Annotated in this window: 10 protein-coding genes; 9 read left to right on the top strand and 1 reads right to left on the bottom strand. The window is 58.7% G+C overall.

Features of this window, described 5'->3' with window-relative positions; all coding sequences use genetic code 11:
- A partial coding sequence (locus F4X57_01385) for a hypothetical protein (GenBank protein ID MYC05827.1) occupies positions 1-202 on the bottom strand: 202 nt, incomplete at its 3' end.
- A gap of 428 nt (positions 203-630) precedes the next feature.
- Between F4X57_01385 and F4X57_01380 the strand changes: the two genes are divergently transcribed.
- From F4X57_01380 to F4X57_01340, 9 genes are all read left to right on the top strand, one after another.
- A complete protein-coding gene (locus F4X57_01380; GenBank protein MYC05826.1) occupies positions 631-1,302 on the top strand; it encodes a (d)CMP kinase in 672 nt (223 codons plus the stop codon).
- A complete protein-coding gene (locus F4X57_01375) occupies positions 1,296-1,982 on the top strand; it encodes a 1-acyl-sn-glycerol-3-phosphate acyltransferase (protein ID MYC05825.1) in 687 nt (228 codons plus the stop codon). The genes F4X57_01380 and F4X57_01375 overlap by 7 nt, the downstream gene beginning before the upstream one ends.
- Before the next feature lie 11 nt (positions 1,983-1,993).
- Complete coding sequence (gene glmS / locus F4X57_01370) at positions 1,994-3,838, top strand: glutamine--fructose-6-phosphate transaminase (isomerizing) (GenBank protein MYC05824.1); 1,845 nt, start codon at positions 1,994-1,996, stop codon at positions 3,836-3,838.
- A 189-nt stretch (positions 3,839-4,027) separates the two neighbouring features.
- Positions 4,028-4,249: a hypothetical protein gene (locus F4X57_01365; protein MYC05823.1), complete on the top strand. Its 222-nt coding sequence runs from the start codon at positions 4,028-4,030 to the stop codon at positions 4,247-4,249.
- Positions 4,222-5,616 (top strand): MFS transporter, encoded by a 1,395-nt coding sequence (locus tag F4X57_01360; protein ID MYC05822.1) that lies wholly within the window; start codon positions 4,222-4,224, stop codon positions 5,614-5,616. Before F4X57_01365 ends, F4X57_01360 begins: the two co-directional genes overlap by 28 nt.
- 359 nt (positions 5,617-5,975) lie before the next feature.
- Complete coding sequence (gatA, locus tag F4X57_01355; GenBank protein ID MYC05821.1) at positions 5,976-7,388, top strand: Asp-tRNA(Asn)/Glu-tRNA(Gln) amidotransferase subunit GatA; 1,413 nt, start codon at positions 5,976-5,978, stop codon at positions 7,386-7,388.
- A gap of 320 nt (positions 7,389-7,708) precedes the next feature.
- Complete coding sequence (locus F4X57_01350) at positions 7,709-8,623, top strand: alpha/beta hydrolase (protein ID MYC05820.1); 915 nt, start codon at positions 7,709-7,711, stop codon at positions 8,621-8,623.
- A gap of 398 nt (positions 8,624-9,021) precedes the next feature.
- A complete protein-coding gene (rpsO, locus tag F4X57_01345) occupies positions 9,022-9,285 on the top strand; it encodes a 30S ribosomal protein S15 (protein ID MYC05819.1) in 264 nt (87 codons plus the stop codon).
- 67 nt (positions 9,286-9,352) lie between these two features.
- The coding region (locus F4X57_01340) for a polyribonucleotide nucleotidyltransferase (protein MYC05818.1) at positions 9,353-11,571 on the top strand (2,219 nt) is incomplete at its 3' end.

Below are 11,571 nucleotides of genomic sequence, written 5' to 3'. Positions count from 1 at the left end.
CGCCGGTTGGGTCGAAGGGTATGACATTGCCTTCGACTTGCGCGAAGCCGTACTTAGTTAGCATGCGAGCGGCGTCCATCTTGTGGCAGGTCTTGATGGCATAGCTGTCGCTTTGCATGGTGTCCACAAGGAACATGGCTATGGTTTCGCCGTCGTTGGTGAGATTGGCTATTTTCTGTTGTAGGGCTGTTTGGATGCACATATTAGGTTTCAGGCGTCAGGTTTCAGATTTCGAGTGTTAGCAATCATATGTTCTGATTATGAAGGTAAGTGGTTGAGTTGTCAAGGGGTGATTTTAGAAGGAGACATTTGCAAAAGGTGGTGGTGGACACATATTTCACCCCCATCCTAACCTTCCCCCATCGAGGGGGAAGGGACTTTTGAAATTGTCTTAGTGAGGAAGCTGAAGCATGTCCCTGCGAAGGTAGAGATCGTCGCATGCGAACCTGTTTCCGACTTTAGATTTCTCGCTTCGCTCGAAAGGACAGGCATAGACTGCATTTGTGAAATCGTCTTTCGCCGCCGCTTCTTGCCCCATCATTGGCGTGCGCCTTATAATCAGTGCAGACTGAACGGCATCAGGGCAAGCACGACACCGATTCCCCATATCCCCGAAGGTAGAACGTTCGATTGAAGGCTGACAGCGATTGTACTCTCACACTGGCGATTGACGGGCCGGCCGCGTCCGGCAAGAGCGTCGTCGGGCGGGAGATTGCGCGCCGGCTTGGCTTGCGTTTCCTCGACACCGGCACGATGTACCGTGCTATCACTTGGGAGGCGATACGGACGGGTGTTTCACCTGACGACGCTTGCGAACTGACGGCGATGACGGCTCACGCGGATATGCGGCTCGCGGCGTCAGGGGGCGAGGACAGGCTGCTGCTGGACGGTGACGACATCACCGATATGCTCAGGCTGCCGGAGGTCGATGCCAATGTGTCCGCAGTGTCCGCGGTGAGCGGTGTGCGCCGGGCGCTGGTGGCTCAGCAGCGCAGCATAGCGGCAGACTCCGGCATCGTGATGTGCGGCAGGGACATCGGCACGGTCGTGCTGCCTGATGCCGGCGCGAAGATTTTCCTGACGGCATCGGCAGAAGTCCGCGCTAAGCGCCGCGCGCTTGAGGCGGGACAAGAGCGCGACTTGCAGCGTGTGCTGGACGACATGCGGCGGCGCGACAGGATTGACAGCGAGCGCGACGATTCGCCGCTCCGTCCCGCCGATGACGCCACCATCATCCGCACCGATAGCCTGACCGTCGAAGATGTCGTGCTGCAAATACTATCGAAGGTGCGCGCATGTTAACGGACTGGCTATATCGGATATGCATACCGCTGCAGCGCATGGTGCTGCGGCTGTTCGCCGACTGGAAGGTGAACGGCTTGGAGAATGTGCCGCCTATGGGCGCGCTCATCATCATCGCGAATCACCAGAGCAACTTCGACCCGCCGCTGCTAAGCGCAAGCGTTCCGCGCAGAGTGTATTTCCTCGCCAAGGCGAGCTTGTTCATGGGGCATGCCATCACTTGGTTCCTGAGTTCGTATGGCGCGTTTCCCGTCAACCGCGAGAGCGCCGACATTCGCGCGTATCGCTGGGTCGTCGGGCAGCTCAGGGCTGGCAAGCCTGTCGTGCTGTTTCCCGAAGGCACGCGGTCGCGCGACGGCATGACGCGGGCAAAGCCGGGCATCGCGCAAATCGCATTGCAGTCGCAGGCAGCCATCCTGCCCGTTGGCATCGTGGGAACGCACAGGCTCGGCACATGGATGCGCGTGTTCAACCCGACAGGCAAAATAACCGTGAACATCGGTCCGGTGTTCTCCGTGCCGCCTATCGAGGGCAGACCGAGCCGTGAATTGCTCGAATCGATTTCCGATATGATAATGCAGCGCGTGGCGATGCAGCTGCCCGACGAGATTCGCGGCGTGTACAACGAAGAGGCGATAAAGAACGCGGCACGGCGCGGCGCGGGCGAGAGTGTCGGGTGAGAGTGTAGAATATGTGCGGCATTATTGGATACATAGGCAATCGCGCGGCGGCGCCGATTATTCTTGAAGGGCTTGGCGCGCTCGAGTATCGCGGCTACGACAGCGCCGGCATCGCCGTGCTGGACGAAGTCGGTATGCCGCAACTGTACAAGTCCGCGGGCAAGCTGTCCAGGCTCCGCAGCATATTGCGGAACGGCTTGCCGGAGGGCAACAGCGGCGTCGGGCATACGCGCTGGGCGACGCACGGCGGACCGACCGACTTCAACGCGCACCCGCACTCCGATTACACCGGCGATATTCTGGTCGTGCATAACGGCATATTCGAGAACTACCTAGAACTGAAGCAGGAACTCGTAGCGAAAGGATACAAGTTCAATTCGCAGACGGACTCCGAGTGCATCCCGAATCTCATCGAATCGTACATGCGCGAAGGCTGCTCGCTCGAAGATGCGGTGCGTGCCGTGGCAAGCCGAATGGAAGGCGCAAATGCGGTCGTGGTGCTGAGCAGGAAGGAGCCGGACAAGATAGTGTCGTTCAAGCTGGGCAACGCGGGCGGCATCGTCATCGGGTATGGCGAAGACGAAATGCTGCTCGCAAGCGACATATCCGCGCTGCTGCCCCATGTGCGAGATGTGGCGTATCTTGGGGTAGGTGAGATGGCGACGGTTACGCGTGATGTAGTGAAGTACACGCGCATCGACGGCACGCCCGTCAAAAAGAATAAGGCGCGTGTGTCCTACGAAGCTATGACCGCGACGAAGGGCGAGTATAGCCACTTCATGCTCAAAGAGATACACGAGCAGCCGGACGCGGTTCTCGACACGCTGCGTGGACGCGTGCAGTTCGCTCCGCCGGGCATTACGCTGCCGGAACTTACATTTACCGACGAGGAAATACAGCAGTTCAACCGCGCAATCATCATCGGCATGGGGACGAGCATGCATGCCGGCATGGTAGGGCGGATGTGGATCGAATCGCTGGCGGGCATGGCGTGCGAGGTGGACAACTCGTCCGAGTTCCGATACCGCGACGCCTATATGGACGAGAACACGCTGATCATATCCATATCGCAGTCCGGCGAGACGGCGGACACACTGGGCGCGATGGAAGAGTCGAAGCGGCGCGGCGCAAGGCAGGTTACGCTGTGCAACTACGAAGGCACACAGTCAACGCGTATTGCCGATGCTGTGCTGCCCATACGCGCCGGTCTGGAGATAAGCGTGGCCGGCACGAAGACATTCGTCTGCTCGCTGGTGACGCTGTACGCGCTGGCTGCGTATCTCGGCGTTAAGCGCGGCAGGATAAGCCGAAAGCGGCTGAAGACCATCGTGCAGGAATTGGCGCACCTGCCGGAGATGATAGGGCAGCTCATATCCGAGCAGGCGCAGTATGAACGCCTCGCCCTGAACTACTCCCGCCGCGCGAATTTCCTGTTCTTGGGACGCGGCAAGAATTATCCGCTGGCGATGGAGGGCGCGCTAAAGCTCAAGGAGATAAGCTACATACATGCCGAGGGCTATCCGGCAGGCGAGATGAAGCACGGTCCGATCTCGCTGATAGACAGAAAAATGCCTGTCGTTGCGCTCGTGCCGAAGGACGACCTATATGAGAAAATGCTCGGCAATGTGAACGAAGTCAAGGCGCGGCGCGGCAGCGTAATCGCAGTCGCCACGGAAGGTGACGAGCATATCGGCGACAAGGCGAACGATGTGATATGGGTGCCGCAAGCGTCCGAGAACATCACGCCAATCCTGAACGCCATCCCGATGCAGCTGCTGGCATACTACATCGCCGTGGAGCGCGGCTGCGATGTGGACATGCCCCGCAACCTAGCCAAATCCGTAACCGTCGAGTAGCGCCGCATCCACGCCAAGGTGTTCTCTATATGTGCTGATAATGCAAATCCGATCTGTCCATAACGACACTGGATTCCTGGTTTCGCAGGAATGACGATTCGATAATCAGCACGTGCCAAGAATACCCGTGCCAAATCCCCGTTGAATATACGCCTATCGTATGCTAGTTTAGTGCTATCAGAGGTTGAAATGTTACCGCATGTTTCCAAGTTCGGCATATATCTGAATCCCAGCGAGCACAAGGTGGTTCGCATCACATCGCCATACTGGTTTCCGGAAGAACCCGATTGGGTCTATGTGACCGGTGAGGTGAATGACACCTTGGTGAACATTCGCGAGGCGATCCGGGACAGGCAGCTTGCCGAAAACCCTGACGCCGTTACTTGGGGCAGGATTCCCCTGCGCGACTAAACCCGGCAATTCGAGCGAGGCTGCGGTTGACCGAACACGCGCCTAGTGCACCGTATTTCTACTTCATCAGCTTGCTCCAGCGCTATATTCCGCCAGCGCTGCGTTATCCCGCGTATCGCAAATACTGGTTTGGCACACTGGCGTCCGTCAGCGGCTTCCAGATGCTAACATTCGCCATGCTCTGGGTGGCGTACGACCTGACGAACTCGCCGCTGTTCCTTGGCTACGTTGGTGCCCTCAACGCCATACCTGCCATACTTCTGAACCTCTTCGGCGGCGTGTTCGCAGACATGTTCGACAAGCGGCGTCTCATCATCGCCTGCCAGATCGTCACCGCGTTGCTCATCTTCATCCTCGCGCTGATGACGCTGTTCGATGCGCTGCATATCTACAACCTGCTGCTCATCGCGTTTCTTGCCGGCGCGGTTAACGCATTCGACCAGCCCGCACGCCAGGCGCTGTACCCGCACCTAATAGAGCGCTCCGCCATTATGAGCGCGGTGTCGCTGAACGCCGCAATCTGGCAAGGGACGCGCATCGTGGCGCCCGCAATTGCGGGTTTAATCATCGCGTACCTCGGCACTTCCATATCGCTGTTCCTATCCGGCGCGGGCTTTGTAACAATGGCGCTGGTGATGGTCGCGCTCAAAGTGCCGCAGATAGAGCGCGGCGGCAGCGGCAACGCCGCCCGCGACATGCTGGACGGCTTGAAATTCATCGTCGGTAATTCGGCATTCTCATTCCTCATCGCGATGACATTCTTCAACAGCTTCTTCGGCATGGCGTATATCTTCATGATGCCCATCTTCGCAGTGGACATCCTGAAGGTCGGCGCGGATGGGCAGGGCGTGCTTATGGGTGTAAGCGGCGCCGGCGCACTTGCCACCACGATGATACTCGGCTCGGTGGGTAATTTCCGGCAGAAGGGGTTGATGCTCATAGGCGGCGCGACCGCATTCGGCCTGTCGCTGATGCTGTTCGGCACGGCGTCTCAGGCGTACCCGTCATATCTGCTTGCACTAGGGATTATGCTCTTCATCGGCATATTCAACTCAATCTACATGATTTCGATAATGAGTTCGCTGCAGATGATGGTGCCGAACAGCATGCGCGGCAGAGTGATGGGCTTCTACGGCATGACATGGAGCATTATGCCGCTTGGCGGAATGCAGGCCGGCTGGATAGCGAACTACCTCGGCGCGCCGCTGGCGGTGTTCATCGGCGGTCTCGCGGTCGCAGGATTCGCCGTCGGTCCAGCTATGCTCAACAGGCAGGTCCGCAACATCGGCACGCTAGTGAACCAAGTAGAGCAAACCATGTCATCCGCCCGTCAACAACCGCAGCGCGCCGCATCCGGCGGCGATTAGCGCGTCCATTCCCCGTCAGGGGGAGGCTGGGGTTAGGCTAGGGAGTGTCAAACTGCTAACTTCAACATGACCGATATAACTCATAAGACGATTTCACAATTGCAATTTATACCTGTCATTTCGAGCGAGGCGAGAAAGCTGAAGTCGGAAACGGAATTGCAGGCAACGATCCCTGCCTTCGCAGGGACATGCTTCAGATTCCTCACTTCGTTCGGAATGACAGTATTAGGGTTGCGTTCGGAATGACGGGGTGAATGTTCGGAATAACAACATTAAGGATTTGTGAAATCGTCTCTATAACCCATGCAATCAACACACGCAAGAACTGATTTAATCCGATTCCCAACTTGGAGAAAACAATGCCTGAATCCGATCTACACTACCTCACCATCAGCGAAGCGGCGGCTCTCATCGAAAGCAAGCGGCTTTCCCCTGCCGAACTCGTCGCGGCGCATCTTGACCGCATTGAAAGCACGGACGAACGGCTGAACTCGTTCGTAACGCTGCTCGCGGACGAGGCGAAGGCAGCTGCCGCAAGCGCGGAGGCGGAGATACAAGCGGGCAACTATCGCGGCGCGCTGCACGGCATCCCCGTCGGCTTGAAAGACCTGTACTACACGAAGGGCGTCCGCACGACCATTGGCTCCAAGATAATGGGCGATTTCGTGCCCGATTACGACGCCGCAGTTACAGAGCGATTCCAAGACGCCGGCGCGATACTCATGGGCAAGCTGCAGATGCACGAGTTCGCTCTCGGCGCAACCAGCGAGAACCCGCACCACGGACCGGCGCACAATCCCTGGGACATCACGCGAATCACCGGCGGGTCGAGCGGCGGTTCCGGCTCATCGGTCGCCGGCGGGCAGTGCATGGCGACGCTTGGCAGCGACACCGGCGGCTCGGTGCGCATCCCCGCGTCGGCTTGCGGCATCGTGGGGCATAAGCCAACCTTCGGCCGCATCAGCAGGCACGGCGTCTTCCCGCTCGCGAACAGCCTGGACACCGTAGGACCAATGACCCGCACCGTGCTGGACGCGGCAATCGTGATGAACGCCATCGCCGGCTACGATGCGCGCGACCAGTCCTGCGCTAACCGCCCTGACGAAGATTTCACGCGCCTGTTAGGGCAGGACATCACCGGGCTGCGGATTGGCGTGCCGCAGGATTACTTCTACGACATCATCGACGACGAAGTGCGAGCGGCGGTTCAGCAGGCGACAGGCGAACTCGAAGAGCTTGGCGCACATGTGGAAGAGTGCTCCATTCCCGCGCTGAACGATTCCATCAGCATATCCGGCACGATTCTGCTGACCGAGGCGGCGGAGATACACCTCGACAACCTGCGTGAGCGGGCGGACGACTTCGGCGCGGATGTGCGCGGACGCTTGGAAGAAGGCGCGATGACGACCGCCGTCGCATACATTGCGGCGCAGCGAGCACGCACCGATTTCAACCGCGCTTTTGCGGACGCGTTCAAGACATACGATATCCTGCTCGCGCCGACCAACGCCGTCCCCGCGCCAAAAATCGGCGAGAACATCGTTGAAGTCAACGGGCAGACTGAGCACAAGCTCGCTATGATGCCGCGCCTCACACGCCCGCATAACGTCTGCGGCATCCCCACCGTATCGGTGCCGTGCGGCTTCAGCTCCGACAGCTTGCCCATAGGCATGCAGCTCGCCGCGTCCCCATTCAACGACGCCCTAGCCCTGCAAGTAGCTTACGCCTACGAGCAGGCGACGGACTGGCATACGCGGCGTCCGTCGTTATAGGGCATTAAGACGATTTCACAAATGCAATTTGCCCTTGTCGTTTCGAGCGAAGCGAGAAATCTAAAGTCAAAAACAGGTTTGCATGCGGCGATTTCAGATTCCTCACTGCGTTCGGAATGACAGCATTAGGGCTGCGTTCGGAATGACAAGAACAGCACGGAATGACAGCATTAGGGATTTATGAAATCGTCTCAGGGTATTGCGCCGTGCCTGACAAGACCCTTCCTTCTGGTGTATGATTTGGCGCGTTACATTACGGGAAAATCGACTGACAAGTTCAGCAAGATAACGAAATCGCGGATATTCGGAGGCATAGAGATTTGAGATCACAGGCAAGTACGCAAGGACTATCGCTACATGACGCGGCGCGCGCGATGGGCGTGCGGTTCGCAAACGATAACGTGCCGCAGGACAAGTTCGTCGATGCGAACGGGCTGCGCTTTCACTACCTTGAATGGGGCAACCCGGACAACCCGCCGATGCTCCTGCTGCACGGCTTCGCGCAGACTTGCCATTCGTGGGACTTCGTCGCGCTTGGCTTCAGCGACGACTACCATGTCATCGTTCTGGACCAGCGCGGGCACGGCGACAGCGACTGGGCGCCGGACGGCGACTACTCCCCTGAGACGCAGCAGCAGGACATATCCGCCGTCGTCGATGCGCTGGGACTGGAGGGCTTTGTACTGATGGGGCTTTCCATGGGCGGCAGGAATTCATTCACATACGCGGCGAACAACCCGGGCAAGGTGAAGGCGCTGGTCATAGTGGACGCCGCGCCGCAGAATATGACGCAAGGCACGGACAACATCCGCAACTTCGTACAGCAGGACGACGAACTGGAGTCGGTCGATGCCTTCGTGGACCGCGTATTGCAGTTCAACCCGCGCCGCGACCGGCAGCAGGTGCGCGGCAGCATCCTGCACAACCTCAAGGAGCTGCCGAACGGCAATTGGACTTGGAAGTACGACCGCGCGCTCCGCAGACCGGGACGGCGTATGGGCAGCGACCCTGATACCGAGCAGCGCCTTTGGGGATACATCCGATCGCTGCAATGTCCGACGCTGCTGGTGCGCGGCGGCGCTAGCGACATCGTGGCGCTGGACACCGCCGACAGGATGCACCAAGCAATCCCCAACAGCCGCCTAGCCACAATCGAGGGCGCGGGGCACCTGGTCATGGGCGACAGCCCGTCCGGCTTCCAGAACGCCGTAACCGAGTTTATCGCATCGCTGTAATAAAGACGATTTCACAAATCATGATTTCACAAATCATAATGTCGTCATTCCACACTGTTTTTGTTATTCCGAACGCAGTGATGAATCTGAAATCATCGCACGCAAACCTATTTACGACTTTAGATTTCTCGCTTCGCTCGAAATGACAGAGAAGAGTAGCAAATGACAGAGAAGAATTTCATTTGTGAAATGTCTTGTAATAAGCAAGTGCATTATTGCCCCTATTCTAAATTGCCCCATCCTATGCTTATATAATCAGGGAGACTAGGCTATTAGGGTGGCAGTTGCCAGTCGCGCCGTAGCGCAAAATCCGTTGCGCCATTCTGCTGCGCTGTGCTAGACTTGCTGTTGAGAAGAGAAGGAAAATCATATTTAAGGGGAACTCCCGGGAGAAGGGATTGAATAAGGCTGAAAAGCAAGCCGTAATTGCAGAGCATCGTACCCACGAGAACGACTCAGGCTCTACCGAACTTCAGGTAGCTGTCCTGACTACCCGCATCCAGCAACTCACGGAACACCTCAGAGTCCATAAGCACGACGAGTCCACACGCCGCGGCCTGTTGAAGATGGTCGGCAGGCGGCGCAGGTTGCTTCGATACCTCAACAGGGAAGACGTAGGCCGTTACAGGGCGCTCATCGCCAAGCTCGGTCTGAGAAGGTAGCCCAGTTCACTAGGCAGCGGGGCTGCCTTTCTTCTTTCTCGCGTTCCCCCTGGAGGAATGTTATCTTATGCTGAACTCGTTTGAACACGTTTATGAATCCGGCACGCTCGTCATGGAGAGCGGCCAACTAGCACTACAAGCCAATGGCTCCATCCTAGTCAAGCAGGGCGATAATGCCTTGCTCATCACCGCCACGATGTCCAAGCCGCGCGAGGGCATCGACTTCTTCCCACTAACCATCGATGTGGAAGAGCGCCTGTATTCCAGGGGCAAGATTCCCGGCAGTTTCTTCCGGCGCGAGGGGCGACCCAGCACTCACGGCATACTGATGGCGCGTTTGACAGACAGGCAGATTCGCCCGCTGTTCCCTAGCGACTTCCGCAACGAAGTGCAGATTGTCGCAACCCCGCTGTCGATCGATATGGAAACACCGTTCGAGACGCTGGTTATGACCGCGGCATCGGCGGCGCTGTCCATCTCCGACATTCCATTCGGCGGACCAATCGCCGCCACGCGCGTCGGCTACATCGACGGCGAACTTGTGGTGAACCCGACTTACGAACAGATCGACGAAAGCGAGTTGGACATCGTTGTGTCTAGCTCACGCGACGGCGTTACAATGATGGAGGCAGGCGCGAGCGAACTGCCCGAAGAAGTAGTCTTCGACGCGATCGCGCTCGCACACGAAGTCAACCTAGGGCTAATCGACTTCCAAGACGAAATGGTATCCGCCATCGGCAAGCCCAAGTCCGGTTACGACTCGTTCGCATATCCGGCGGAGCTTGACGACGAGCTCGCCGACATTCTCGGTGATGGCCTAATCGAGGCATTTGCATCGTCCACCGGCAAGGTTGACTTGTACGAGAAGCTGGACGAACTGCGCGCCAAAGTCGCCGAGGCGCTGGGCGAAGACTACGAATCCAATCACCTGCGCGACGCGTTCGAGGCGCAGCTTGAGCAGGCGTTCAAGCACAATGTGCTGTCCGGCGGCAAGCGCCCGGACGGACGCGACAGGCGCGAGATTCGCCCAATATCCAGCGCGGTCAACCTGCTGCCGAGAGTGCATGGCAGCGGTCTGTTCAATCGAGGCGAGACACAGATTCTCGGTGTGGCGACGCTCGGCTCGGTCGGTGACGCGCAGCGGCTGGACACGCTGACGCCGGAAGACACCAAGCGCTTCATGCTGCACTATAACTTCCCGCCATACTCGGTCGGCGAAGTGCGGCGCATCGGCTCGCCCGGACGCCGCGAAGTCGGACACGGCGCACTTGCGGAGCGCGCCATCGCGCCTGTGCTGCCCACTCAGGATGAGTTTCCATATACACTGCGGATCGTCTGCGAGGCGCTCGGCTCGAACGGTAGCACATCCATGGCAAGCGTCTGCGCAGGGACACTTGCGCTGATGGACGCAGGCGTTCCCATTAAGGCTCCGGTCGCGGGCATCTCCATCGGGCTGATTGACGGCGAGGACGGCGAATACGCAACTATCACCGACATTCAGGGCATGGAAGATCATGTAGGCGATATGGACTTCAAGGTCGCGGGCACACGCGAGGGCATCACTGCGATTCAGCTGGACATCAAGGTGAACAGCATCAGTTTCGATGTCGTGCGCGACGCCTTGGAGCAGGCGAAGGAAGCGCGGCTGTTCATTCTCGACCACATGCGCGAGACCATCAGCGACACGCGGGAAGACCTCAGCCCGTTCGCGCCGCGCATGCTGCAAATCAGCGTACCTGTGGAGAAGATTGGCACGGTGATAGGACCCGGCGGCAAGACCATTCGCGGCATCACTGAAGAGACCGGCGCGACCGTGGACATTCAAGAAGACGGCACGGTGGTCATCGGCTCTGCGGACGGCGCGGCGGCGGCGAAGGCCGTGCAGATGATCGAGGACCTTACGCGCGAAGTGAAGGTCGGCGACATATTTACCGGCAAGGTCAGCCGCATAATGGACTTCGGCGCGTTCGTGGACATTCTGCCGGGCAAGGATGGCTTGGTGCACATCAGCGAACTCGCGGAAGAGCGAGTGCCGTCAGTCGGCGATGTCGTGGAAATCGGACAGGAACTCACCGTCGCCGTCATTCAGATAGACGACCTCGGACGGGTCAACCTGTCGCGCCGCGCGCTGCTCGTTGACGAAGAGATCGACCCTAACGGCAGAGAGCCTGTCGGAGGCGGTCGTCCGCAGCGCTCCGGCGGCTACCGCGGCGGCGGCGGCAGAGGCCGCAATGACCGCGGCCGCAACGACCGCGGCGGCAGGGGCGGGGGTGGCAGAGACAGGGG

Source organism: Chloroflexota bacterium (assembly GCA_009840355.1).
Classification (GTDB): domain Bacteria; phylum Chloroflexota; class Dehalococcoidia; order Lucifugimonadales; family JADFKI01; genus Bin90.
Note: the sequence above shows the minus strand (reverse complement) of the source record. Positions and strands in the feature narration are given on the sequence as shown.